This window comes from Rhodococcus pseudokoreensis (genome assembly GCF_017068395.1).
GTDB lineage: Bacteria > Actinomycetota > Actinomycetes > Mycobacteriales > Mycobacteriaceae > Rhodococcus_F > Rhodococcus_F pseudokoreensis.
In genome coordinates this window covers 8,269,515-8,293,335 of sequence record NZ_CP070619.1, presented here as the reverse complement: position 1 = coordinate 8,293,335, position 23,821 = coordinate 8,269,515, and the positions used below count along the sequence as shown (strand labels likewise).

24 protein-coding genes and 1 pseudogene are annotated in these 23,821 nt (G+C 66.7%); 15 read left to right on the top strand and 10 right to left on the bottom strand.

Annotation, left to right across the window (positions count from 1 at the left end; translation table 11 throughout):
* Positions 1 to 39: 39 nt before the first annotated feature.
* Both JWS13_RS43195 and JWS13_RS43190 read right to left on the bottom strand, forming a co-directional pair.
* Positions 40 to 1,077, bottom strand: a complete 1,038-nt coding sequence (locus JWS13_RS43195; protein ID WP_206011204.1) for a 2-oxo acid dehydrogenase subunit E2 — start codon at positions 1,075 to 1,077, stop codon at positions 40 to 42.
* 18 nt (positions 1,078 to 1,095) lie between these two features.
* A complete protein-coding gene (locus JWS13_RS43190; RefSeq protein ID WP_206011203.1) occupies positions 1,096 to 3,432 on the bottom strand; it encodes a transketolase-like TK C-terminal-containing protein in 2,337 nt (778 codons plus the stop codon).
* A gap of 511 nt (positions 3,433 to 3,943) precedes the next feature.
* Here JWS13_RS43190 and JWS13_RS43185 point away from each other — a divergent pair.
* The gene (locus JWS13_RS43185) at positions 3,944 to 5,794 is read left to right on the top strand and encodes an acetolactate synthase large subunit (protein ID WP_241032530.1); all 1,851 of its coding nucleotides are present in this window, start codon (positions 3,944 to 3,946) and stop codon (positions 5,792 to 5,794) included.
* A 215-nt stretch (positions 5,795 to 6,009) separates the two neighbouring features.
* On the opposite strand, the gene JWS13_RS43180 is transcribed toward JWS13_RS43185, so the two are convergent.
* The 3 genes and pseudogenes from JWS13_RS43180 to JWS13_RS46255 form a co-directional block, all read right to left on the bottom strand.
* A complete protein-coding gene (locus tag JWS13_RS43180; protein ID WP_206011201.1) occupies positions 6,010 to 7,314 on the bottom strand; it encodes an amidohydrolase in 1,305 nt (434 codons plus the stop codon).
* Positions 7,314 to 7,763: an MFS transporter gene (locus JWS13_RS45785; protein WP_420855063.1), complete on the bottom strand. Its 450-nt coding sequence runs from the start codon at positions 7,761 to 7,763 to the stop codon at positions 7,314 to 7,316. The genes JWS13_RS43180 and JWS13_RS45785 overlap by 1 nt, the downstream gene beginning before the upstream one ends.
* 13 nt (positions 7,764 to 7,776) lie before the next feature.
* Positions 7,777 to 8,550, bottom strand: a pseudogene (locus JWS13_RS46255) (MFS transporter); the annotation flags it as partial.
* A 359-nt stretch (positions 8,551 to 8,909) separates the two neighbouring features.
* On the opposite strand from JWS13_RS46255, the gene JWS13_RS43170 reads away from it, so the two are divergent.
* The gene (locus JWS13_RS43170) at positions 8,910 to 9,503 is read left to right on the top strand and encodes an Lrp/AsnC family transcriptional regulator (protein WP_206011200.1); all 594 of its coding nucleotides are present in this window, start codon (positions 8,910 to 8,912) and stop codon (positions 9,501 to 9,503) included.
* An 18-nt stretch (positions 9,504 to 9,521) separates the two neighbouring features.
* On the opposite strand, the gene JWS13_RS43165 is transcribed toward JWS13_RS43170, so the two are convergent.
* The gene (locus JWS13_RS43165; protein ID WP_206011199.1) at positions 9,522 to 10,403 is read right to left on the bottom strand and encodes a fumarylacetoacetate hydrolase family protein; all 882 of its coding nucleotides are present in this window, start codon (positions 10,401 to 10,403) and stop codon (positions 9,522 to 9,524) included.
* 229 nt (positions 10,404 to 10,632) lie between these two features.
* On the opposite strand from JWS13_RS43165, the gene JWS13_RS43160 reads away from it, so the two are divergent.
* The 11 genes from JWS13_RS43160 (at position 10,633) to JWS13_RS43110 (ending at position 19,342) form a co-directional block, all read left to right on the top strand.
* Positions 10,633 to 11,655 (top strand): AraC family transcriptional regulator, encoded by a 1,023-nt coding sequence (locus JWS13_RS43160; RefSeq protein WP_206011198.1) that lies wholly within the window; start codon positions 10,633 to 10,635, stop codon positions 11,653 to 11,655.
* Positions 11,656 to 11,995: 340 nt separating this feature from the next.
* On the top strand, positions 11,996 to 12,568 hold the full coding sequence (locus JWS13_RS43155) for a VOC family protein (protein ID WP_206011197.1): 573 nt from the start codon (positions 11,996 to 11,998) through the stop codon (positions 12,566 to 12,568).
* A gap of 31 nt (positions 12,569 to 12,599) precedes the next feature.
* The gene (locus tag JWS13_RS43150; protein WP_206011196.1) at positions 12,600 to 13,172 is read left to right on the top strand and encodes a flavin reductase family protein; all 573 of its coding nucleotides are present in this window, start codon (positions 12,600 to 12,602) and stop codon (positions 13,170 to 13,172) included.
* A gap of 61 nt (positions 13,173 to 13,233) precedes the next feature.
* Positions 13,234 to 14,439: an acyl-CoA dehydrogenase family protein gene (locus JWS13_RS43145; protein ID WP_206011195.1), complete on the top strand. Its 1,206-nt coding sequence runs from the start codon at positions 13,234 to 13,236 to the stop codon at positions 14,437 to 14,439.
* Between the two features lie 22 nt (positions 14,440 to 14,461).
* Positions 14,462 to 15,352 carry an alpha/beta hydrolase gene (locus JWS13_RS43140; RefSeq protein ID WP_206011194.1) on the top strand — a complete coding sequence of 297 codons (891 nt, stop codon included), beginning with the start codon at positions 14,462 to 14,464 and terminating at the stop codon, positions 15,350 to 15,352.
* Between the two features lie 63 nt (positions 15,353 to 15,415).
* Positions 15,416 to 15,886, top strand: coding sequence for a hypothetical protein (locus tag JWS13_RS43135; protein WP_206011193.1), 471 nt, complete (start codon positions 15,416 to 15,418; stop codon positions 15,884 to 15,886).
* A gap of 26 nt (positions 15,887 to 15,912) precedes the next feature.
* Positions 15,913 to 16,179: a hypothetical protein gene (locus JWS13_RS43130; protein WP_206011192.1), complete on the top strand. Its 267-nt coding sequence runs from the start codon at positions 15,913 to 15,915 to the stop codon at positions 16,177 to 16,179.
* Positions 16,176 to 16,565 carry a nuclear transport factor 2 family protein gene (locus JWS13_RS43125; RefSeq protein ID WP_259375287.1) on the top strand — a complete coding sequence of 130 codons (390 nt, stop codon included), beginning with the start codon at positions 16,176 to 16,178 and terminating at the stop codon, positions 16,563 to 16,565. Before JWS13_RS43130 ends, JWS13_RS43125 begins: the two co-directional genes overlap by 4 nt.
* Positions 16,566 to 16,644: 79 nt before the next feature.
* Positions 16,645 to 17,226: a nuclear transport factor 2 family protein gene (locus JWS13_RS43120; RefSeq protein ID WP_206011190.1), complete on the top strand. Its 582-nt coding sequence runs from the start codon at positions 16,645 to 16,647 to the stop codon at positions 17,224 to 17,226.
* Positions 17,223 to 18,353, top strand: coding sequence for an amidohydrolase family protein (locus JWS13_RS43115; RefSeq protein WP_206011189.1), 1,131 nt, complete (start codon positions 17,223 to 17,225; stop codon positions 18,351 to 18,353). The genes JWS13_RS43120 and JWS13_RS43115 overlap by 4 nt, the downstream gene beginning before the upstream one ends.
* Positions 18,350 to 19,342 carry an amidohydrolase family protein gene (locus JWS13_RS43110; protein ID WP_206011188.1) on the top strand — a complete coding sequence of 331 codons (993 nt, stop codon included), beginning with the start codon at positions 18,350 to 18,352 and terminating at the stop codon, positions 19,340 to 19,342. The genes JWS13_RS43115 and JWS13_RS43110 overlap by 4 nt, the downstream gene beginning before the upstream one ends.
* A 64-nt stretch (positions 19,343 to 19,406) precedes the next feature.
* Here JWS13_RS43110 and JWS13_RS43105 read toward each other — a convergent pair whose 3' ends face one another.
* Positions 19,407 to 19,673: a helix-turn-helix domain-containing protein gene (locus JWS13_RS43105; protein ID WP_206011187.1), complete on the bottom strand. Its 267-nt coding sequence runs from the start codon at positions 19,671 to 19,673 to the stop codon at positions 19,407 to 19,409.
* A 98-nt stretch (positions 19,674 to 19,771) separates the two neighbouring features.
* On the opposite strand from JWS13_RS43105, the gene map reads away from it, so the two are divergent.
* A complete protein-coding gene (gene map, locus JWS13_RS43100; protein WP_206011186.1) occupies positions 19,772 to 20,542 on the top strand; it encodes a type I methionyl aminopeptidase in 771 nt (256 codons plus the stop codon).
* 20 nt (positions 20,543 to 20,562) lie between these two features.
* Here the strand turns inward: map and JWS13_RS43095 are convergent, their stop codons facing one another.
* The gene (locus JWS13_RS43095; RefSeq protein WP_206011185.1) at positions 20,563 to 21,597 is read right to left on the bottom strand and encodes a LacI family DNA-binding transcriptional regulator; all 1,035 of its coding nucleotides are present in this window, start codon (positions 21,595 to 21,597) and stop codon (positions 20,563 to 20,565) included.
* Between the two features lie 367 nt (positions 21,598 to 21,964).
* Here JWS13_RS43095 and JWS13_RS43090 point away from each other — a divergent pair, with 367 nt between their 5' ends.
* Positions 21,965 to 22,702 (top strand): dienelactone hydrolase family protein, encoded by a 738-nt coding sequence (locus tag JWS13_RS43090; RefSeq protein WP_206011184.1) that lies wholly within the window; start codon positions 21,965 to 21,967, stop codon positions 22,700 to 22,702.
* Between the two features lie 155 nt (positions 22,703 to 22,857).
* Here the strand turns inward: JWS13_RS43090 and JWS13_RS43085 are convergent, their stop codons facing one another.
* Both JWS13_RS43085 and JWS13_RS43080 read right to left on the bottom strand, forming a co-directional pair.
* On the bottom strand, positions 22,858 to 23,088 hold the full coding sequence (locus tag JWS13_RS43085) for a hypothetical protein (protein WP_206011183.1): 231 nt from the start codon (positions 23,086 to 23,088) through the stop codon (positions 22,858 to 22,860).
* Positions 23,089 to 23,142: 54 nt separating this feature from the next.
* Complete coding sequence (locus tag JWS13_RS43080; protein WP_206011182.1) at positions 23,143 to 23,661, bottom strand: DUF1772 domain-containing protein; 519 nt, start codon at positions 23,659 to 23,661, stop codon at positions 23,143 to 23,145.
* Positions 23,662 to 23,821: the final 160 nt, after the last annotated feature.

Sequence of the window (23,821 nt, the reverse complement as noted above, 5' to 3'; positions counted from 1 at the left end):
CATGGGGGTCCCTCACACTTGTCCGAGTTCGAGCTGTGCTCATTGCAGAGCTGCAGGGTCAAATCCCGCTTCCAGCCGCTGCCGCACGGTGGTGAGGTAGCGGGCGGCGTCGGCGCCGTCGACGATGCGGTGGTCATAGGAGAGCGAGAGGTAGGCCATCGATCGAACTCCGATCTCGAGGGAACCCCTGGCGCCGCGGGTGGGGACGAGACGTTCGACGACAGTCCCGAGACCGAGGATCGCGGACTGGGGTTGGTTGATGATCGGGGTGTCGAACAATGCCCCGCGGCTGCCGGTGTTAGTGATGGTGAAGGTGCCGCCGGAAAGGTCGTCGGGCTTGATGGATCCCGACCGCACGCTGTCTGCGGCGTCGGCGATAGCACGTGTGAGCCCGGAAATCGAAAGCGCACTCGCGTCTCGGATGACGGGCACCATCAGGCCCTTGTCGCTGTCGACGGCCATACCGAGGTGCACCGCGCCGTGGTAGGTGACCTCGGTGCAATCGGCATCGAGCGAGGAGTTGATCACCGGATGCTCGGCGAGCGCTTCGACCGCGGCGGCCACGAAGAACGGCAGGAACGACAACTTCATGCCTGCGCGCCGGTGGAAGTCTTCCTTCTCCTGCGCCCGCAAGCGGGCGATCGCGGTGACATCGACCTCGACGACTGTCGTCAATTGCGCAGACGTCTGCAACGATTCGACCATCCGGCGGGCGATGGTCCGGCGGATCCGCGGCAGCTTCTCGACGCGGTCCACGCCGGACACCGTGACCGGTTCGACGATGGGCGCAGGCTCGGGTTCCGGCAGTGTCTGCTTTCCAGCGTCCTCACCGATCACCCCCAGCGGGCCGCCGACGTCGACGATAGTGTCCTCTGAAGCCAGGATGTCGACGAGAATCCCGGCCATCGGCGACGGGATCTCGGTGTCGACCTTGTCGGTGGACACCTCGAGCAGCGGCTCCCCCTCCTCGATGCGGTCACCTCGCGATTTGAGCCAGCGGGTGACGGTCGCCTCGGTGACGTTTTCCCCGAGCGACGGCAGCACCACGGTGGTCGCGGCGATTTGATTCGTAGTCATTCCTGTTGTCTCTCTTGATCAGTCGGTGAGGTCGAGGGCGGCGCGGACGATGCTGTCGGTGTCGATGCCGTGATACCGGTACACGTCGTCGAGGGACCCGACCTGCCCGAACCTGCTGACCCCCAGCGCCGCCCCGGGCACCCGGTTGATGCCGGTCAGGAACGCCAAAGTGTGCGGGTGCCCGTCCAGAACGGTCACCATCGGCGCCGCCCGCCCCGCCGGGAACACCTGATCCAAAATCCACGACGACCCCTCGGTCAGACCCCGCCGCGCCTGCACCGCCTCGAACAACAGTCCCGCACTGGTCACACACACCACATCCGCAGCAATGCCCTGCTCCGCCAACCTGTCCGCCGCAGTCAGGGTTTCGGTGATCACCGCACCCATCCCCACCAACGTCACCACCGGATTCTCTGCGTGCCGCAGGCTGTATGCGCCGGCGACGACCTGCCGGCGGCGACGTTCCCGCGCCGCCGGATCCGACGGAACATTCGCGAGGGTCTGATCCACCGGACGCGTCGAGAGCCGCAGATACGACGACGACCCATCCGGGCGACCCAACCGGCCGATGCTGTCGAGCAACGTCCATTCGGTGTCGATCGCGAACGCCGGCTCGAAACTCACACACCCCGGCTGCTCGAGCCCGATCGACGGCGTCTTGATCGACTGATGCGCCCCACCCTCCGCGGCGAGGGTGACTCCGGACGGGGTGCCGACCAGGATCGACTGACCACCCGCATAAATCCCGTACGACCACGGCTCGAGGGCCCGTTCGACGAACGGGTCGTACATCACCCCGATCGGGAACAACGGCTGCCCCCACCGACTCCACGTGGCCCCCAACTCCCCCATCAACCCCACCAGGTTCGTTTCCGCGATCCCCAACTCCATGTGCTGCCCGGTCGGCTTCTCCCGCCAGTGCATGATCGTCTCGGCGTCGTCGTCGAACCAGTTGCGGCGCTCGTTCGGCGACCACACCCCCACCTTGTTCAACCACCCCGCCAGGTTCGTCGTCGACGACACGTCCGGGCTGACCGTGACCACCCGCTTCGCCGCCTCCGGGGCCTCACGCGACAAATCCAGCAACGCCCGCCCCAGCGCCGCCTGCGTCGTCGACGTCCCGGACGGGGTACGGCCGATGTCGGCGGGGACGGCGGGCGGGGTGGCGAGTTCGACCTTCTTGCGCGTCAACGTCTCCGCGGTGGCCGCGCACACCCGGCCGGGCACACTATCGGCGGCGAACCGCGCCCACGGATCGTTCGGGTCCATCCCCAGTTCGGCCGCCAACTGCTGGTACTGCTCCACCGTCAGCAACGACGAATGATTCTGCGGATGCCCCTGCGTCGGCAGGCCGCGGCCCTTGATGGTGTAGGCGATGATCACCGTCGGCCGGGTGTCGTCGATCCGCGCATACGCCGCTCGCAGCGCGTCGAGGTCGTGGCCGCCGAGGTTGCGGATCGCCCGCAGCAGGGTGGCGTCATCCAGGTCGGCGATCAGGGCCGCGATCGCCGAAGCGTCCGTGCCGTCACCGGGCAAACGACGACGCAGTTCCTCCGCGCCGCAGCGCAGCAGCCGCTGGTACTCCGGGTTCGGCATGTCCAAAATCCGGGTCCGCAGCGCCGGACCACCGGCCCGGGTGAACAGCGATTCGAGCAGGGTCCCGAACTTCACGGTCAGCACCTGCCACCCGGCGGCGGAGAACATCGCCTCGAGCCGGCCGGCGGCGATGTTGGGGACCACCCGGTCGAGGGACTGCCGGTTCAGATCGACGATCCACACGATCTCGCCGAGTTCGGCGACGGAGGTGTCCAGGATCGCCTCCCACACCGCACCCTCGTCCAGTTCCGCGTCGCCGACCAGGGAGTACTGCCGGCCCGTGCCGGCGCCGCCGATGGTGGTGTCGACGTAACGCCGGGCGATGGCACCCCAGATCGGGGCCGTCGCACCGATGCCGACGGAGCCGGTCGAATAGTCCACCGGATCGGGATCTTTCGCCCGCGACGGGTAGGACTGCAGGCCGCCGAACTCCCGCAGCGTCGTCAGGTACTTCTCGTCCAATTCCCCCAGCAGGTAGTTGATGGAGTGCAGCACCGGCGACGCGTGCGGTTTCACGGACACCCGGTCCCCCGGCCGGAGTTGTTCGAACCACAGTGACGTCATGATCGTCGCGATCGACGCACACGACGCCTGATGCCCACCGACCTTCAGCCCGGTCGGGTTCGGGCGAACCCGGTTGGCGTGGTGGATCATCGACGTCGCCAACCACAACACCCGCTCTTCGATTACGCGCAGCGTTTCCGAATTGTCGCCGGCGATCGGTGTGTGCTGATTGGCGAAGGAGGTCGTCGCGGTCATTGGGTCACTTCCTATTGGCTGAGTGCGTCTGTTCGGTGCGCATTTCGTCATCGACCGGCCGCGGGGTGAGGCGACGGGTCGGCAGCGCGCCCGTCCATCTCGACTCGCTGTTATGTGGGTCACGCTGAAAACTCACGGTAGGGCGAGAAGCGAGGCGTTGGATAGCCGGTTTACGCGATGATCCGTCCACTACGCGAACCGCCGAAATCCGATGTGCAGCGGCGTCCTCCGGCCGAGACTCACCCTCGACTGTCGCCATGGTGCGCAATCTGCTCATCCCTGCATATTCGGACGCGACGCCCTCGAGCAGAGTGCTGAAATCGGCTGGTGCCGATTGTCGATCGCGGTGGCCTGTGTTCCACTGGGTATTCCGGTTCGCCCATCAGTGAGCATGGGTTCTTGCGCACCATCCTCCGATCCCGAGGATGTCCGGCAGGCCACGAAGTCAGGCATCCGACACTTCGCCCGGCCGTGTCGACTCGACAGCCCCGCCCAGATCAGAGGACCTCCCGTGACTGCATCTACCCAACTCTGCGAACAGACGACTTCCACCGCGATCGAGCGCCTCCCCGAACGAGTCACGGGAGCGCAGTCCGTGGTGCGCTCGCTCGAGGAACTCGGCGTCGACTGCGTGTTCGGTATCCCCGGGGGTGCGATCCTTCCCGTCTACGACCCGCTGCTCGAATCGACACGGGTGCGGCATGTGCTGGTGCGCCACGAGCAGGGCGCCGGACACGCCGCCACCGGCTACGCGCAGGCCACCGGCAAGGTCGGCGTCTGCATGGCCACGTCTGGTCCGGGGGCAACGAACCTGGTGACCCCGCTCGCCGACGCCCAGATGGACTCCGTCCCCGTCGTCGCGATCACCGGCCAGGTCGGCAGCCACCTCATCGGCACCGACGCCTTCCAGGAAGCCGACATCTCCGGAATCACGATGCCGATCACCAAACACAACTTCCTGGTCACCGATCCTGCCGACATTCCCCGGACCATCGATGAGGCCTTCCACATCGCTTCCACCGGACGGCCCGGCGCCGTGCTCGTCGACATCCCGAAAGACGTCCTCCAGGCACAGACCACCTTCACCTGGCCACCGGAAAGACATCTGCCCGGGTACCGCCCGACCACCGCACCGCACGGCAAGCAGATCCGCGCAGCCGCAGCGATGATCAACTCGGCCGGCGCCCCGGTCTTGTACGTGGGGGGCGGGGTGATCAAGGCCGACGCGGCAGCCGAATTGCGGACGCTCGCAGAATTGACCGGTATCCCCGTCGTCACCACTCTGATGGCGCTCGGCGCTTTCCCCGACAGCCACCCGCTGCACTACGGTATGCCCGGCATGCACGGGACCGTCGCCGCCGTGGCCGCCCTGCAACGCAGCGACCTGCTGATCACCCTCGGCGCGCGATTCGACGACCGCGTCACCGGGCACGCCGCCTCGTTCGCCCCGAATGCGCGGGTCATCCACGCCGATATCGACCCCGCCGAGATCGGCAAGAACAGGGATGTGGACGTCCCGATCGTCGGCGACTGCAGAGAGATCATCGGGGCGCTCACCGACGCCCTCCGCCTCGAACGCGCCGCCGGCACCAGCCCTGATCTTCGTGGTTGGCGTGCGTCGCTGGACGGGATGCGGTCGGCGTACCCGGTGAGCTACGACCGACCCACCGACGGCAGCTTGTCGCCACAGTTGGTGATCGAGGCGGTCGGCAAGGCAGCCGGACCGGACGCGATCTACGTTTCCGGCGTCGGCCAACACCAGATGTGGGCCGCCCACTTCATCGGCTTCGACAAGCCTCGGACCTGGCTGAACTCAGGCGGACTCGGGACGATGGGTTACGCAGTCCCGGCCGCGCTCGGCGCGAAACTCGCTGCGCCCGAACGGGAGGTGTGGGCGATCGACGGTGACGGCTGCTTCCAGATGACCAATCAGGAATTGGCGACGGCCGCGATCGAGGGGGTGCCGATCAAGGTGGCCCTGATCAACAACGGCAACCTCGGCATGGTCAAGCAACTGCAGGCGATCCACTACGACGGGCGCTACTCCCAGATCGACCTGGCCACCCACTCGCGCCGGATCCCCGACTTCGTCAAGCTCGCGGATGCTCTCGGCTGCGTCGCGCTGCGGTGTGAGCGAGAGGACGACGTGGAATCAGTCATCGAACAGGCGCGGGCGATCACCGATCGACCGGTGGTCATCGACTTCGTCGTCAATGACGACACCCTCGTGTGGCCGATGATCGCGGCAGGCACGAGCAACGACCACATCATGGCCGCCCAGGGAATTCGCCCACTGTTCGATGACGAACAATCGGCGGAGAGGGCCACCATCGCCGCCCTGACGAAACCATCCGAGGAGTGAAGCAACCTATCGGTCCAGATGAGGACAGGTCAATGAATCCCCTACTCCTCGGAGCCAGAGTCCTGATCGGGGCGACCTAGGGATTGCTCGGCTTCGACGCCGCGCGATACGTCGACATCACGTTCGTGAGCTGAGATATCGAGAGCGCGAAGCTGGCCCCGCCCGGTCACACCTGGGCGGGGCCAATCCCTCATCTGCCGAACCTTCGGGTGGGGTCAGGTCGCGAGCCACTCCAGAGCGGCGACCACCAGCGCTTGCGTTCCCGTATCGCAGGTCGGTTGGATCATCGGCGCGAAGTTGGGGGCGTGGGGAGCCGGGATGTCCTGCGCCACACGGCCGGATTCTACGGCCACCCGGTACAGCTCCGGGTCGATGCATCCGATCCCCCAGTATGTGTTCGGTGTTCCGAACGCCCCGGGGATGTCGCTGAAGTTCTCACTCGCCGGGAGTTGCTCCATCTCGCCGGTGCGATCGGCTCCGAAGAACGCCTCGAATGCGGCGGCGACCCGTTCTGTCGTCGCGGTGTCGTTGTCGGTCAACGGGAATTGGTCGAACATCGTGAATTCGGGGTCTTTCGGGCAGCCCGAGGCCCGGCATTCCGCCGTGACGATCCGGTGCACGGCGTCCAGGAGTATCTTCCGGGTCTGCTCGCTGTAGCTGCGGATGTTCAGTTCCAGGACGGCCCGGTCCGAGATGACGTTGCTCTTGGTGCCGGCTCGGATGCTACCCACGGTGAGGACCGCAGTGTCCGAAGGCGGTACCTCGCGGGACACCACGGTCTGGAGGCGGACCACGATCATCGCCGCGAGCGCAACGGGGTCGACGGTGGTGTGGGGCATCGAGCCCGGCCCGCCGCGGCCGTGGAGAGTGATCCGGATGCTGTCGGCCACCGACAGTGCCGGCCCGGACCGGGTGCGGACGTGCCCGGCAGGCTGCTGCAGATTGTGTTGTGCCAGGGCGACGTCGGGTCGGGGAATAATCCCGGCGAGGTTGTCCTCGACCATGATCCGGGCTCCGTCCCCGACCTCCTCCGCGGGCTGGAAGAGTGCGATGAGGGTGCCACTCCACTGCTGTCGGCCGGCGGCGAGCAGGTGGGCCGCGCCGACCAGACAAGTGGTGTGCATGTCGTGCCCGCACACGTGAGAGACCGGGATCTCGCTTCCGTGGGCATCGATGTCGGTCGTGGTACTCGCATACGGCAGGCTGGTGTCTTCCCGGACCGGGAGCGCGTCCATCTCGGCCCGCAGCAGCACGACCGGGCCGTCACCGTTGCGGAGGATGCCTACCAGGCCGGTGCCGCCGATACCGTCGTGGACGGTGAAGCCGGCGTTCTCCAAGCGCGCGGCGACCTTCTTCGACGTCTCGAACTCGCGGTGCGACAGTTCCGGATGGCTGTGGACGTCGCGGTAGAAGTCCTCTTGCCAGCCGCGTACGTTCGGCAGCGCGGCGAGGACTGCGGACGCGGCCGTTGTCGACGGCACGAGGCGAGCGGTGGGTGTGGTTTTCGGTGTGAGGTTCATCAGGATTCGTTGTCCTCGTCGTCGAGTGAAATTCCGCTGGTCTCAGGCATGAGGTAGACCGCCGCGGCGGACACGGCCATCAGGCCGACCGCGGGGGTGATCGAGGCGAGCCCCGCGACGAAGATCAGCGCGGTGCTCATCGCCGCGAACAGTTGCCAGGCGTCGTCGCGGATCATCCAGTTCAGCGGGAACATCAGTATGACGAGTGCGCCGAAACAAACCAGGAGTACCGGGCGGCGGCCGATCCGGTCGGACAGCGCTCCCCAGAACGGGAGGGCGATCATAAACAGCACCGTGGCGATGGAGCCGGCCCACAGCGCGGACGTCGGGTCGATGCCCCGTTCCGAGATGGCGAAGGCGGGCGCGGCGACGGCCCACACGTAGTAGACGACAGTGCCGCCGACGCAGAAGCACACGACGCGGAGCTGGAGCGCCGGGTGCCGGCAGATCTCCTTCCAGATCGAGTGCCCGCCGTGGGCGCGCGTCTTTCTCGAACACCTCGGTCTCGGGAAGCGACGACCGCAGAACCAGGATGATCAGGCCGAGCGCGCCACCGATCAGGAACGGGATACGCCAGCCGAAAGACGACATCTGCTCCGAGGTGAGAACGGCGCTCAGGACGGCGCCGAGTATCGTTCCGAAGAGCACGGCGAGGGAGATGGAAATGTACATTGCACTCGACCACAGGCCACGCCGATGTGGTGGAGCGGCCTCGGCCAGATAGGTTTGCGCAGTGGGTACTTCACCGCCGGTACCCAAACCCCGGAGCAGTCGCGCCGAAACCAGGAGGATGGGCGCGAGCACTCCGATCGAAGAGGCGGTCGGGATGACACCGATACCCACGCTGTCTGCGGCGGCGAGGCTGATCGACCACATCATCGCGAATTTTCGGCCCCTGCGGTCGGCGAGCCAGCCGAGGACGAAGCCGCCGATCGGGCGTGCGACGAAGCCCGCGGCGAAGACAGCGAGGGTTTTCAAAACCGCGGAACTTCCACTTCCCGCGAAGAACTGACCGGCGAAGAACACTGCGAACGTCGTGTAGACGCTCCAGTCGTACCATTCGATGGCAACGCCTGCACCCAGACTCGCCAGTGTTCGACCCGGACGCCGGGGTCCGGGCGGCGGAGGGGGCGCAGCACCGCGCTCGGGAACGTCACCCGGGTGGGGCCGTCGGAAACGACGGTTACGGTGTTGTCTATTGGGTCCACGGAAGATGCCTCCGGATGGTCGGATCATGACGAAAGGTGATTGCGTCATCCTGGGCGCAGAACCGCCGACATCTCCGGATCCGATAGTTATGCTCATTTGTCAGGAAGAAACGAGATCATCGTGCACAGCGATCTGACCGAAGACGACATGGCGCTCATCCACGCGCTGCAGATCTGCCCGCGGGGCAGCTGGAGGGCGCTGGCCCCGATCCTGGAAGCCTCACCGATGACGCTGGCACATCGATGGAATCGACTCCGCGACGCCGGCCTCGCCTGGGTGACGGCACTGGCGGTGCCCGGCCTGCTCAGCGGCTACTCGTCCGTTGCGCTCGTCGAAGTCGACTGTGTCCGAGACTCGTTCGACGACGTCGTCGCGCGCCTCGAGCGGTGCACCTCGAGGGCAGCCGGTGGCGTCTGGACGCATTGCATCCGGGCCAGCGGGAGGCCGTCACCGCCCTGCGACAGGCCGCCCGACCGGACCTTGGTCTGTCCCATCCGCGACCGACACCGCTGCTCGCGGCCGTCGAGAAGGAACTGTTCTACGACGGACGCGCGAGCGCCGCCGAGATCGCCACACGACTGGACCGTCCGTCGTCGACGGCACGGCGCGCCCTCGCCACACTACTCGGTTCCGGGGATCTGGCCGTCCGATGCGAGGTGGCGCAGTGGCACACCCGATGGCCGATCAGCGTGACGTGGTGGTGCCGGCTTCCCGGCGAAAAGCTGGACGACATCGTGGGGCAGTTGCGCCGGGACGGAAACATCCGGATGTGCGTATCCCTCACCGGGCCATCCAATTTCGCCGTGCAGGCGTGGGTCGCCGACATGGCCGATCTGATGGCCACCCAGACCCGTCTCGAACACATTTTGCGCCCCGGCGAGATCACCGACAGTTCGGTCACGCTGCGCACCCGCAAACGCAACGGTTGGCTGCTGCAGCCGGACGGGCGAGCGCGAGGAGACCGAATCCCGCTGATGTAGTGGTGCTCCAGACGTGGGCTACTTCGTCTGCGGTTCAGCGAGGAAGACCTGGTTCAGCTCACCGATTCCTTCGATCCAGCTGTGCAGCCGTTCGCCGGACTGCAGATACCGTGGCGGCTTCTGTCCGATACCCACACCGGCGGGGGTGCCGGTGAAGATCACGTCACCGGGATAGAGAATGACAGTGTGCGAGAGCGCGGCGATCAACTCCGATACCGGGAAGATCAGATCGCTGGTGCGGCTCTTCTGGACCTCCGCGCCGTGGATGGCGCAGCCCAGTTCCAGGTCGTCGGGATCGGCGAACTCGTCGGGAGTGACCAGCCACGGGCCCTGCGGAGAGAATCCGGGGAAGGATTTGCCGAGCCCGAATTGCGCTGCAGGTCCACGTAACTGCGAGAGTCGTTCGGAGATGTCCTGTCCCACCGTCAGTCCGGCGACGTGCGACCACGCATCGGATGCGTCGATCCGGTGGGCCTCGCGCCCGATCACGACGACCAACTCCACCTCCCAATCGACGTTGCCACCGTTCGGGAGGATCACCTCGGTGTCGGGACCGGCGAAGCTCGAGGTGTACTTGGTGAACACCGGCGGAAGCGTCGTCGGCGAATCGAACCCGGACTCGGCCGCATGTTCGTGGTAGTTCAAGCCGATCGCGAACACCTGCCGGGGTTCCGGCGACGGCGCACCGAGCCAGGTCCGGTCGATCGCGAATCCGTCGTCTGCCAGGGCCGTGAGATCCTCGGCGGCAGCCCACGCCGTGACGCCTTCCCACACCCGATAGGTCTCGGCCAGGGAGGGGCCGAATCGACCCCGCGATGCGGTGGCGAGATCTACCGCCCGCTCGGCACCGGCCTCTCCCAGTATCAGGGCGGCCCGGTTGTCGATATTGGCGATACGCATGAGTCCTCTGTTTCGTTCGTCGTGATGGCGCGCCCGGTGATTCCGCCGGGCTGGTGCGGGCATAGCGTTAGGGTGTGACCCAAGTCATGGTCAACCATAGGGCGGGCGCACGCGCCAGGACTATCCGATACGCGCACCGGGTCGTCCGGCCCGCGAAGCGCCTGGTTGTGGTCCGCAGCACAGCAGTGCTCGTATCATGGGCCCAGTACACGAGGAAGCAAGGATCAGCATGGTCGAACTGCCGGCGTCAGCGTTGAACGCCGAGACTGCACAGTCGCGGCGGGGGATCTTCTGTGCCACCGACGACTTCGACGTGTTGCGCGCCGAGATCAACGACGCCTATTACCCGGCGCGACTCGAGATCGTCGGCGGAGCCCGGCAGTTGTCGGACGCGCAGATGCTGGCGGTACGTCTGAACCACATGACCGTCGGCATCGTCCGCTTCGGTGCCGATGTCCTCATCGACCCGGGCGACGTCGGCGGCTACCACATCGACCTGCCGCTGTCGGGCTCCCTGGCGACCAGTTGCGGCGGTCGGGAAGTTCTGGCCACCCCGCAGAAAGCTGCGGTGTACACCCCGAACGAGCACACCTATCTGTCGAGGTGGGCCGCCGACAACACGCAGGTCAGCATCAAGATCGACCGGACCGCACTGGAGGAGGAGCTCGGTCGGATCCTCGGCCGTCCGCTCAACAAGGGCGTGCGCTTCGACATCGGTTTCGATCTGACCACCCCCCCGGGACGACGGTGGGCCTCGACACTGCAGATCCTGCTCGACACGATCGCCGATCCCGGTCCGGTGCCCGATCCGGCCCTGATCGCTCAGGTCAGCCACCTCGAGCGGGCTCTGATCAGCGGATTGCTCGTCAATCAGGGCCACTCCATGAGCGAAGCAATCCTCAACGGCGGCGAGGACGCCGACAATCCGGCCGCGGTCCGCAAGGTCCTCGACCTTCTCGAGGCGGCACCGGGGGCTCAGCACACGGTCGCCGACCTCGCCGAGGCTGCCGGGGTCGGGGTCCGGCAGCTGCAGAAGCTGTTCCTCGACCGGTTCGAGATGAGCCCGTCGGAGTATGTGCGCAACCTCCGGCTCGACGGTGTGCGGGCGGATCTGCTGAAGCGCGAACCCGGCTGCACGGTCAGCGAAGTCGCGTTCCGGTGGGGTTTCAACCACCTCGGCCGCTTCGCCCAGTACTACGAGCAGAAGTTCGGCGAAACCCCCTCCCGGACATTGGGAATCCGCCAGGGCTGATCCACGGCCCTGCCGAGGCGTCCCCCCGGTCGAGGGGACGCCGACCCACGCGCAGGATCGGCGCCTTCACGCTGCCCACCCTGTACTCGCATGACCGGTTCGCCTACTGGACGAACGGACTCGCAAACCGGATATTCACATCCCGGCGCTGCCTCTAACGTGAATCTCAACCGGAAGTGAGCTAGCTAACACGAGCCGACGAAAGCGTCCCACCCCACTGGACTCCACACCCCCGGTGCCAGTGAGACGCACAGCCGAACATGTTGTCGGACAAGCTCACACGACCGATCGCATCGCCAACGGTGCTCACCGCACCCCACCTCCAGGAGAGTGAACCGTTATGTCGGCCAAGCCGAAGTTCGCACACGTCGTGTTCCAGACCGGCCAGCCCACCGAGATGCGGGACTGGTACTGCGCCGTCCTCGACGGACATGTGGTCTACCAGGACAAGGCGTTGTGCTTCATCACCTTCGATGAGGAGCACCACCGGGTCGCGTTGCTGACCCCGCCCGTGCCGCTCGAGCGCAAGAGCCCGACCACTGCGGCCGCCCATCACGTCGCCTACACCTTCGACCACCTCGACGACCTTCTCGACCGGTACGAACTGCTCCGCGACAAGGGCGTGCTGCCCGCGGTCTCCATCGCACACGGCGTCACGACCTCGCTGTACTACCAGGACCCGGACGGCAGCTTCGTCGAGATGCAGATCGACAACTTCGCCGAACCCGAGCAGGCCACCGAGTACATGCACGGCCCCGAATACGCCGGCGACTCGGTAGGACCGGCCTTCGACCCCGAAGCCATGCTCGCTGCCCGCCGCGGCGGTGCTTCCGTCGACGAACTCACGAATCGCGCGTGGTCCCTGAAAGCGGGCCTGCCGGACCCGATGGCCGTTCTCGTCGGCGCCCACTGACCCACCTACCCACGACCCGGGGAGCAGCATCATGAGTACCGCATCCGACATCGACCCCGCCGTAGTCGCCGGGGGCATCGACCCGAAGCGTTTCCGGGACCTGATGGCCCGGGTCTGCGCCCCGGTCACGATCGTGACCACCACCGATGGCGACGGCCCCCACGGGGCGACCGCGAGCTCGTTCGCGGCGTTGTCGCAGGACCCGCCGTTGGTCACCGTGGCATTCGACCGTCGGTCCGCGCTGCTCGCCCGGATCGTGGCCACCGGCCGATTCGGGATCAATCTGCTCCACCACGGGCAGGAGGACCTCGCGATGCGGTTCGCGAGCCGTGGGACCGGCGGCGAGCGGTTCGCCGGAACACCGTGGCACACCGACACCGGCCTGCCCCGCATCGACGACGCGGCCGCCTGGGTGTCGTGCGAGCGGTACAACACCGTCGACGGCGGCGACCATCTGCTCCTGATCGGCCTGGTCACCAAGGCCTGCAACGTCGAACGGCCCCCACTGGTCTACGCCAACCGCACCTTCGGCACCCACTCGAGGTTCTCCGAACGCCCCCGCCGCCCCATCGTCGACCACATCACCGCCTGTACCTCGGACTGACACGACGGACATTCCCGCCGTGCCTGTCTTCCCCCACCCCTGAGCCTGAGAAGGACTTCCGATGACTACCGTCACCGACACCCCGCACATCACCGTCCCTGCCGCCGACGAGATCGTCGACCGCGTCCGCGAACTGCAACCGCTGCTGGCGAAGAACTCCGCCCAGGGCGAAGCAGATCGCCGCGTGGTCGAGGAATCGATCACCGCCCTCACCGAAGCCGGAGCCTTCAAGATCGCCCAGCCCCGCCGCTACGGCGGATACGAGACCTCCATGCGCACCATGCTCGACGTCTCGGCGGCGGTCGGTGCGGCCGACGGCGGCACCGCCTGGGTGGTCACCCTCTGCAACGTCTGCGCCTGGCTGACCGGGCTGTTCCCCGAGCAGGCACAGGACGAGGTCTGGGCGACCACCCCCGACGCGAAGGTTTCCGGCGTGCTGTCGCCGACCGCAGAAGCGGTCAAGGTCGACGGCGGCTTCAAGGTGACCGGCCGCTGGTACTACAACTCCGGCTCCTGGCACGCGAGCTGGGCCGTCCTGGGAATTCCCATCACCAACGCCGACGGAGACGTCGTCGACCAGGGACTGGCCCTGATCCCCCGCGCGGACCTCGGCTTCGAGGAAACCTGGTTCGTCGCCGGCATGCGGTCCTCGGGATCGAACTGCCTGATCGCCACGGACGTATTCGTCCCCGATCACCGCATCATGCCGGTCCCGGCGGCGATCGGCGGTAATTACGCCACCGAACACACCGACGAGGTCCTGTATCGGTCCGCGTTCGTTCCGCTGCTGTCCCTGGTACTCGCGGGACCGCAGTTGGGCATGGGCCGCAAGGCACTGGAACTGGTCACGGCCAAGGCCGACACGAAGGCCATCGCGTACACCTTCTACACCGCCCAGTCGGATTCGGTGGCCTTCCAGTTGCAGATCGCAGAAGCGGCGATGCTCATCGACACCGCGCACCTGCACGCCTACCGGGCCGCCGACGACATCGACAGCGCCGCAGTCGCCGGCGTCTACCCCGACGAGCTCACCCGCACCCGGGTCCGCGCCGACACCGGCTGGGTCCTCGACCACATCACCAAGGCCATCAACATCCTCATCTCCGCCCACGGCGCCGGAAGTTTCGGGGAAAACAATCCCCTGCAACGGATCTGGCGCGATTCGAACGTCGCGGCCCGCCACGCCGTCACCCTGCCCGCCGTCAACTACGAGGTCTACGGCAAGGCCCTCCTCGGCCGCGACGACCAGATCACCCCCCTCATCTGAGACGCGAGAAACGGACATCCCCATGCAACGACTCACCACGGTGGTCGACGGCTACGCGGTCACGGCGCGGTTGCACCCCGCGCCCACGCCGAACCCGCACACACCACTGCTCGTCGGACTGCACGGCGGCCTCTATACCGGCCGCTACTTCGAGGTTCCGGGATCGATCGCCGGATCGTTCGTGGAGATCGCGAATCGCAACGGATACGGGGTGCTGACCATCGACCGGCCTGGATACGAAGACAGTGACCTCCTACCGGAGGACGAGAACACCTTCGAAAAGCAGGCCGAGTTGCTCGATGGTGCCATCGCGAACCTGACCGCGGACGTCGGCGCCACCTCCGTCGTGCTCGTCGGGCACTCGATCGGCGGCATGATCGGCCTGGAGATCGCGGCACGCCGCCCGTCGTGGAACCTCCTCGGTGTGTCGGCAACCGGGATGGGAGCTCGAATCCCCGAACAGGGGGCTGCCGAGGCGCTCGCCGCCCTCCCACTCGGCGGTGTGGTGGATGTGCCCGTACCCGAGCGTGAAAAGCTCTGGTACGGGCCGGCGGGCAGCTACACCGCCGAGGCGGTAGGGGCAGCGCGGTCGTCGTACGCAGCAGCACCGATGGTGGAACTGGCGGCCGCACCCAGGTGGGCCGTGCAGAGGCTCACCGACGTGGCGGCGACGATCGACGTGCCCGTCCACCATGCCTTGGCCGAATTCGACGCCCTCTGGGACAGTTCCACCGACGCTCGGGAACTGTTCCTCTCGAAGTTCCCCGACAACCGCAGAATTCACTCGGAGATCATCGACGGTGTCGGTCACTGTCTCGATCACCACCTCAGCGGCGCCGCACTGCATTACAAACAACTCGCCTTCGCGACCGAGTGCACGCTCCACGCCTCGGCCGCCTGTTCGGCGGGATGAATCCCCGGCCTCCCGGCCAACCCAGCCCGAACGACCCGACCCTTCACCGAGGAAGTGCATCCCATGTCCGACAAGACCGCGCACACCGAGTGCCTGCTGTGCGCCATGGAACAGGCCGACGACACCCGGGTGGTGTTCCGCGACGAGTTGTGGGCCGCGGAGATCGTGACCGGCATGGAAGTTCCGGGCTGGTTCGTTCTCCGGGCGCGTCGGCACGCCGAGCGGATCACCGGTCTCGACGACGACGAAGTGAGCACTCTCGGCCGTCGGGCCCGTGACCTGACCGCGGCCGTCACCGACGTCACCGGTGCCCCCGCCACGTACCTGATGGTCTTCGGTGAGAACCACCGGCACTTTCACGCCCTCGTCGCGGCCCGCGGAGACGACGTCCCCGCCGACCGCCGCAGCGGCAATATTCTCCGGCTCGTCACCGAACGCGCCGATCCGGCCGCAGCCACACAACTGGTGCCGGCCGTGCGCGAAGCGTATGCCCTCGCCGCTTCCGTCGGTGCACAGTCCGCCTCCAGCGCGTAAGGACAGAGGTCAACACCATGGCAACGGTGACGCAGCCGGAACAATATCCACGCCCAGGGATCGCCGGGGCACGCGACATCATCGGATTCGCGCTTCAGTGGGCTCCGTTCGACAGTGGCGACGAATACATCCTGCCGCAGTTCGGGATCGTGCCGCAGACCTTCTACCGACGGCTGGCGGAAATCCTGCGCGACAGCCACACCCGCCTCGATCACAGTGTCCGTGAGACGCTGACCGTACTGTGCCGGGACAAGATCCTCGATCACCGGCCGGAACCGACGGAGGCACGATGACCGGGGACGCTCCTCTCCTGACCGCAGCACGTACATTCGACCGAGACCGCCTCGCGGCGATGGTCGCAGGCGACCTGGACACCCTCGATGCCCTCATCGCCGACACCGCGCTGTACATTCACTCGACCGGTGAGGTCGACACCAAGACGGACTACCTGGCCAAGTTGACCAGCGGCCAATTCCGTTTTGCCACAGCCACCGCACAAGATCACCGGGTCACCGAGCTGGGATCGGCCGTTGCTCTGACCTACCGCATACAGGCTGAAGTGGTGTTCCCCGCAGGCTCGCGGCAGATCAGCGCGCGGGCCACCGCGGTCTGGCGACAATTCGACGACGGCATTCGCCTGACCTTGTTCCATTCCACCGCACTGCAACCCGAGGAGTGATCGACATGTCTGCAGCTCTCGGCCCGGCCGGTCACCCCGGACTTCCGGCATTCCCACGGCACGAAAGTGGAGCTTCCTGATGGATTCCTATCTCGCCGACCGTCGAGCGATCGACGACCTCATGACCGGCTGGATCCGCCGCGACCTCGCCCAATGGGACGCGATGCGGGAGTTGTTCCACCCCGACGGAATCATCGAAATCACCTGGTTCACCGGGCTCTTCACCGACTTCGTCGACGCCTCGGCACGAATGGGTGCGTCGGACCTGAGGACGAAGCACGTGATCACGTCTCCGGTCGTGGCGTTTAACGGAAACCGGGCGGTCGCCGAGACGAATGCGATGATCGTCGCCGAGAACGTGGCACTCAAGCTCGGCTGCCTCAGTCACAATCGATTCCTCGACCGCATCGAGAAACGCGACGGCATCTGGAAGATCGTCGACCGCCGCAGCATCTACGACATGGGCTCGTTCACGTTCCCCTGCGGCATCGTCGACATCGACGCCGGCACCACCGAGAAGTACCCGCCCGAGTACGCCGCCCTGGCCTATCTGCTCGACAAGAGTGGATTCCCCGTCACCGGCGTCTTCGCGACCAAGGGCAGCGACCACGAGGTCGAGATCAAACAGGCCGCTCACCACTGGCTGGAGACCGGACGATGACAACACGCACCCGCATCACTGGAGTCCGTGTCTTCGACGGCGAGGAATTGCTTCCCCTCCCCATGGACGTCACCTTCGACGCCGACGGGATCGTCTCCGTCACGCCCGCCGGATCCGCAGGCGCAGGCGCAGGCAGATCCGGCGATGTCGAGGTCGATGGTGGCGGCGCCACCGTGCTTCCCGGGCTGATCGACGCGCACATCCATCTGCACGACGCCGACACCCTGCAGCAGCTCGCCGGGTACGGTGCGACCACCGGCCTGGACATGGCAACGTGGCCGGCCGAGAAGCTCGCAGGACTGCGCGAGATCGCGGGACGCGGCGGGCTCGCGGACTTTCGCAGCCCCGGCCTTCCGGCGATCGGCCCCGCAGGTCCCCATTCCCGGTTCGTTCCCGCCGACGCGGTCGTCACCGGACCCGAACAGGCTGGGCGATTCGTCGACGCCCGTATCGCCGAGGGCGCCGACTACATCAAGATCGTCGCCGAGGCACCCGGCGACGGCAGTCCCGATCTGCCCACGCTGACCGCGCTCGTCGGCGCAGCGCACCGGGCGGGAAAGAAGGTGATCGCGCACGCGGCCACCGCGGCGGCCTTCACGATGGCCCTCGACGCCGGCGCCGACATGCTCACCCACATCCCACTCGGCCGACCGCTCGATCCCGACACCGTCCGACGAATGGTCGCCGAGGACCGGATTGCCATCCCCACACTGGCATTGATGGAAGGGATCGCCGCCGCACACAGCAGCACGGAGGCTTTCGCCGGATCGCTGCGCAGCGTGGGTGCTCTGCACAGCGCCGGCACAGCCGTGCTGGCCGGGACCGACGCCAACACCGAACCCGGCGCCCCCACCCAAGTCGCACATGGGACGAGCTTGCACCACGAACTCGGACTGCTCGTCGACGCCGGCCTGACGCCCACCGACGCCCTGCGCGCGGCCACCAGTCGCACCGCGGACGCGTTCGATCTGCCCGACCGCGGCCGTATCCGCCCCGGACTGCGCGCGGACCTCCTCCTCGTCGACGGCGATCCCACCAGCACCATCACCGCCACTCGATGCATTCGCGCCGTCTACGTCGCCGGAACACCCGTCCGCCTACCCTCCACCCCGCAGGAGCGCCGATGAGGATCATCACGCTCGAGGAGCATTACCTCGACCCCGCGATCGCCGCCGCCGGTGCTCCCCTCGCACGAGAGCTCAGCCCCGATTTCGCCGCCGCCTACGATCCCGCGAGCGGGCTCAGCTACACCCCGACCGCGCAGGTGCTGCAAGATCTCGGTGAAGGACGGCTCGCCGACATGGACCGCCACGGCATCAGCATGCAGGTCCTGTCCTGCCTGACCACCCAGCAAGTGCCCGCCGACGTCGCCCCCGACCTGGTCCGCGCGGCCAACGACACCGCCGCCGCCGCGGTGCGAGCCCACCCGGACCGATTCGCCGCGTTCGCCGCCCTGCCGACCACCGCACCCGATGCGGCCGCCACCGAACTCGCCCGCTGCATCGACGAACTGGGATTCGTCGGCACCATGATCAACGGCCGCACCGACGGCGAGTTCCTCGACGCACCCCGCTTCGACCCGATCCTGGCCACCGCCGCCAGCCGCAACGTACCGATCTACCTGCACCCGGCCGTGCCACCCCGCGAAACGACCGACTCCAACTACGCCGGACTCGCTCCGCTGGTGACCACGCGTCTGCAGACCAGCGCCTGGGGTTGGCACCAGGAGACCGCCGTGCACTTTCTGCACCTGGTGCTCTCCGGAGTTCTCGATCGCTACCCGAATCTGCAGTTCATCCTCGGTCACTGGGGCGAGATGATCCCCTTCTACCTCGACCGCCTCGACGAGGCCCTGCCGCAGACCCTCACACAGCTCGACCGCACCGTCTCCGACTATGTTCGCAACAATGTCTACATCACCCCGTCGGGGATGTTCAGCCAGGCGCAGCTGCAGTACTGCGTCGAAACCCTCGGCGTCGACCGCATCCTCTACTCCGTCGACTACCCCTTCATCGGCAACGAGGGTGCTGTCGCGTTTCTCGAGAACGCGAACCTGCCCGAAGATGCGAAACCCCGTATCGCCCACGAGAATACGGAGAAACTCCTCGGCGTCTGACCGCCGACTCTGGGCCGCTGCCCGGGCAACGCCGCCGTCCGCGTGGACGGCGGCGTCTCGCTTTCTACCCGGCCTGCTGAAGGTTCAGGTCGGGAAGGCAGATCTGGGCGAGGTCCTCCAGCGGGACCGCCAGCACCGCCGCGAGTGCGGCGACCGTCGTGAATGCCGGAGTTGCCAGGCGTCCTGTCTCGATCTTGCGCAGGGTCTCGGGTGAGATCGACGCGGCATGTGCCACTTCGGCGGGCTTTCGGTCGCCGCGCGCCTGCCGGAGGTAAGCACCGAGTCGCTTGCCGGCAGCACGTTGCTGCGGCGTCAAAGGGGATCGCACCATTCGACAAGGATACGCCACATCGGTATGAAAATACCGAACATTCCGCTAGCCTGGTATTTCTATACCGGAATGATGGCGAAAATGTGGAGGGTGAGCGCGTGTTGGAACTGAAGACGTCACAGGAGATCGAGGCGATGCGCACCACCGGCGCGTTCATCGCGGAACTGCTCGACGACCTGCAACAGCGCGCTCTGGTGGGGGTGAATCTGCTCGACCTCGAACACCGCGCCCGACACCTGATCGAGGAGCGCGGGGCGGTGTCCTGCTACTGGGACTACGCGCCCTCGTTCGGCCGCGGTCCGTTCCGCAACGTCATCTGCCTGTCCGTCAACGATGCGGTGCTCCACGGCCTGCCGCACGATTACGACCTGCGCGACGGGGACCTGCTGAGCATGGACATCGCGGTCTCGGTCGACGGGTGGGTGGCCGACTCGGCGCGCAGCCTGATCGTCGGCACACCCCGCGCCGACGACCAGCGGCTGATCGAGGCCACCGAACGCGCCCTCGCCGCCGGTATCGACGCGGCACGTCCGGGCGGGCGCCTCGGCGACATTTCCGCGGCGATCGGCGCGGTCGCCGCCGACTACGGCTACCCGGTAAACACCGAATTCGGCGGACACGGACTCGGTCGAACGATGCACGAGGACCCGCATGTGTCCAACCAGGGGCGCGCCGGACGGGGCCTGGTGCTGCGACCCGGCCTGACCCTCGCACTCGAGCCCTGGTTCGCCCGCGGCACCGACAAGATCGTCTACGACCCCGACGGGTGGACCATCCGATCGGCCGACGGCTCGCGGACCGCCCACAGCGAACACACGATCGCGATCACCGACGGTGATCCGCTCGTCCTGACACGCCGCGCGGCCTGAGTCCGGTCGGCGCCCGACGGTCAGGGCATGTTGTAGGGGGTGATGATCCGAATCGGTGACTTCACCGTGGTCACGCCCGACAGCCCACCACGACCCTGAATCAGCATGCGGCAGGCCAGGTTCGCGTCCGACCGCAGGTCGTGATCGAGGACGGCCGAGATCTTCTTGTCGCGGAGCAATTGCTTGTTGTCCTGATCGAGGTCGTGGGCGATGAAAACGCGGTAGCGGCGGCCAAGCTTCTCGAAGGCGCGCACGGTTGCCATGTTACCGCCACCGATCGAATAGACCGCCTCGATGTCCGGGTTGCGTTCGAGTGCGTCGAGGACGAGACGCTCGACCGTCGTGTCGAGACCCTCGCTCTCGGAGATGTCGATCAGTGTGCGCTGAGAGCCGCTCCCCCCGACATCGATCGAGCGGCGCAGGGCACCGCGAAATCCCATCTCTCGCTCCTCTTCGCCGCGAAACGCGTTGCTACTCAGGGTGATGAGGACACTGGACGCGCTGTCGCACAGCCATTGCTCGAGCAGGTAGGCGGCTGTCTCCCCTGCCGCCCGGTTCTCGATACCGACGTAGCCGACCCGACTGCTGTTCGGCACGTCGGTGGCATAGGTGACGACGGGGATCCCCGCCTCGGTGAGCCTGTCGATGGCGTCGGAGACCTCGGTGGTGTCGGGCGCCTTGACGATGACACCTTGCGAGGGGCGTTTGACGAGCTTGTCGAGTGTCTCGACCATGGCAGGCACCGAGCCGGTCTCCCGGAAGTGAAACCGGGTCCGGACCACGGCAGGGGCGAGGGACGGCAGTTCCGCCTCCACCGCCTCGCGGAACGCCCCGGAAAATCGCGGCGGCGCCTGCATGACGACGTCGAAGAGATACTTTCGCCCGGCCAACCGCAGCTGGGAACGCTGCTTGTCCAGGTCGGCGACCGCTTGCGCGACTTCTGCGCGGGTTCCCTCACGCACCCCCGGGCGGTTGTGAAGCACGCGGTCGACCGTCGCCTCGCTGAGGCCCGCCTGTTGGGCGATCTCCCGAACCTTGTAACGACTGTGCGCCACAACTTCTCCCTCGAGGTGAACATGATGGACGATGCCAATTGATTGAGGCACGTTTCACAGCAAGATTAGCAGGCATGCACGAAAGAGACTCCCGATGAACAACTCCCGCACAACCACCCGAGGAGTCGCCGCCCGCGGAAGCGTGGTCCGTACCGGATCAGCGACCCCCCGCATCCGGTCCCCCGACCTCCGCATAAACCTGTTGGCGGATCATGACGGCCACTGCTACGTTTCCGGAGGCCGTGCGAGTGAACGAGGAGGTGGTACCCGTGAGCGCAGTATCGATACGGGTGCTCCCCTCCAGGGTCACGGTCGGACGACAGGTCGTCCGGGAGCGCCGATCACGAGCACTCCCGAAAGGCACACCATGCACTTCACTTCCGAACAGCGCCTCGACGACCACGTCCTCGAACGCGAATTCACCCTGGGTGAGATCCCCGGCATCCTGTGGACGCCCCGATCTGCATCCGGATCCGCACCGGCACCACTGATCCTGGTCGGCCACCCCGGCGGACTGCACATGATGTATCCCCGACTGGTGGCCCGGGCCCGGCACGCCGCGGCGGAGGGCTTCGCCGCGGTCACCATCGAGCTCCCTGGAGGCGGTGACCGGCCCCGTTCCGCCGCCGCCGAGCAGGCCCGCGCCGACCTGCGCCGGGCACTGGAGGCCGGCGAGCCGGTCGATGGTGAGATCGTCGACCGGCTCGTCCTCCCCCTGGTCGAAAAGGCCGTCCCGGAATGGCGGGCGGTCCTGGACGCCCTCCTGTCGCTACCCGAAATCGGTGGCCCGGTCGGGTACTCGGGAGGGGTGATCGCCATCGGCATCCGGCTGGCGGTGGTCGAGCCGCGCATCGCGGCCGCCCTCCTGTTCGCCGGGAGTTTCGTGCCCCGCAGCATGTTCGAGGAGGCCCGACAGGTCACCATCCCCCTGCAGGTCCTACTGCAGTGGGACGACGAAGGAAACGACCGGCAACAGGCCCTGGATCTGTTCGACGCCTTCGGCTCGAAGGAGAAGACGCTGCACGCCAATATGGGCGGGCACACCGGCGTCCCACAGTTCGAGGGTGACGACGGGAACCGGTTCTTCGCCCGGCACCTGAAATAGGGCAGACCCATCAGGCCGGCAGCAGACGCTCGGAGCTGCCGGCCAGGATGGGCAGGAGATCCCCGCCAACTGGACATCACCTTCACCGCCCGGCTGAGCAAGGTCCGTCCCGGGGACAACTGAACCCACCAGAGCCAGGACTATCTGAGGCCGCGTCAGAGCTGGTCAGGGACCGTCCGGTGCCGCGTGCGGATGCCGCGGCCTGTCTGTGGTGGTGGGTACACGTATCGGGCGATGGTCGCTGACGTCCACCCCGCCAACCATCCGGCAAAGAACAGTAGGACCGGGGAGCGGGCTTGTGGTCGCGTGGTGCCGATGATCGACCACACGATGGCCCAGGCGATGCCGCATCCGATGCTGTAGGCCGTGTAGGTGTGAGGCTTCATGCTCTCATTGTCCTTCGGCCGGGGGAGCCTCATGCGATCCGACGTTCACCGAAGTTATCTCGATGTGGTGGCGTTTCCACGTCGGCCGGCAGTGAGTGCAATGCATGAGAAGGCGGCTGCGGCAAGGCCCAGTCCCGTGCGTATCCAGTTCCAGCGATACCAGGCGGTCAGCTCGGCGTGCACGGCCTGGGGTGGGAAGGCGGGGTCAAGCAGGGCGAGGTTCGCATCCAGGAAGTAGATCGGGAGCAGTGAGAATGTTCCGACCATGCACGTCGTCGCCAGAGCCCACGCGAGGCGGCCCGGTTGGCGACGCGTGACGGTCGAGTACGTCGTCATGCCCAGCAGCACGACCGAAGCGACCTCGAACGGGAAGACCGTCGCTCCGGTGGCAGGTCCGGACCTCGCGAATTCCGACAGGAATTTTGCCGGATCCATTTCCCGCCAGTGCGGAACAATCACGGTCTGGGTGAGCAGGGCTCCCCCGGCGAAGGCCGAGGTAACGGCAACCGCGGTGGTGTCGATGATGCGAGCCGCGGGTCCGCGAGGAGGCGAGGCATTTGGGGGCTGAACCATTGGGCCACTCCGGATCTCTCGCTCGAGCGGTTCCGGTCGGCGGCGTTTGCGTTGGCCATAATTCCGCACAACTCCATAGTCGCCACCTCGACGCATTTCGTCGACAAGCGAGTGTCTACCAAGATCTTCAAACGGCTATGCCCCGAGACTGTTGACAATA

Bases quoted from the DNA above. Each gene is read 5' to 3' on its own strand.
- JWS13_RS43115 (WP_206011189.1), top strand. From the start codon at position 17,223: ATGACAACACGCACCCGCATCACTGGAGTCCGTGTCTTCGACGGCGAG.
- JWS13_RS43165 (WP_206011199.1), bottom strand. From the start codon at position 10,403: ATGCGTATCGCCAATATCGACAACCGGGCCGCCCTGATACTGGGAGAG.
- JWS13_RS43155 (WP_206011197.1), top strand. From the start codon at position 11,996: ATGTCGGCCAAGCCGAAGTTCGCACACGTCGTGTTCCAGACCGGCCAG.
- JWS13_RS43190 (WP_206011203.1), bottom strand. From the start codon at position 3,432: ATGACCGCGACGACCTCCTTCGCCAATCAGCACACACCGATCGCCGGC.
- JWS13_RS43105 (WP_206011187.1), bottom strand. From the start codon at position 19,673: ATGGTGCGATCCCCTTTGACGCCGCAGCAACGTGCTGCCGGCAAGCGA.
- JWS13_RS43150 (WP_206011196.1), top strand. From the start codon at position 12,600: ATGAGTACCGCATCCGACATCGACCCCGCCGTAGTCGCCGGGGGCATC.
- JWS13_RS43120 (WP_206011190.1), top strand. From the start codon at position 16,645: ATGGATTCCTATCTCGCCGACCGTCGAGCGATCGACGACCTCATGACC.
- JWS13_RS43145 (WP_206011195.1), top strand. From the start codon at position 13,234: ATGACTACCGTCACCGACACCCCGCACATCACCGTCCCTGCCGCCGAC.
- JWS13_RS43160 (WP_206011198.1), top strand. From the start codon at position 10,633: ATGGTCGAACTGCCGGCGTCAGCGTTGAACGCCGAGACTGCACAGTCG.
- JWS13_RS43080 (WP_206011182.1), bottom strand. From the start codon at position 23,661: ATGGTTCAGCCCCCAAATGCCTCGCCTCCTCGCGGACCCGCGGCTCGC.
- JWS13_RS43135 (WP_206011193.1), top strand. From the start codon at position 15,416: ATGTCCGACAAGACCGCGCACACCGAGTGCCTGCTGTGCGCCATGGAA.
- JWS13_RS43090 (WP_206011184.1), top strand. From the start codon at position 21,965: ATGCACTTCACTTCCGAACAGCGCCTCGACGACCACGTCCTCGAACGC.
- JWS13_RS43195 (WP_206011204.1), bottom strand. From the start codon at position 1,077: ATGACTACGAATCAAATCGCCGCGACCACCGTGGTGCTGCCGTCGCTC.
- JWS13_RS43180 (WP_206011201.1), bottom strand. From the start codon at position 7,314: ATGAACCTCACACCGAAAACCACACCCACCGCTCGCCTCGTGCCGTCG.
- JWS13_RS43125 (WP_259375287.1), top strand. From the start codon at position 16,176: ATGACCGGGGACGCTCCTCTCCTGACCGCAGCACGTACATTCGACCGA.
- JWS13_RS43140 (WP_206011194.1), top strand. From the start codon at position 14,462: ATGCAACGACTCACCACGGTGGTCGACGGCTACGCGGTCACGGCGCGG.
- JWS13_RS43110 (WP_206011188.1), top strand. From the start codon at position 18,350: ATGAGGATCATCACGCTCGAGGAGCATTACCTCGACCCCGCGATCGCC.
- JWS13_RS43085 (WP_206011183.1), bottom strand. From the start codon at position 23,088: ATGAAGCCTCACACCTACACGGCCTACAGCATCGGATGCGGCATCGCC.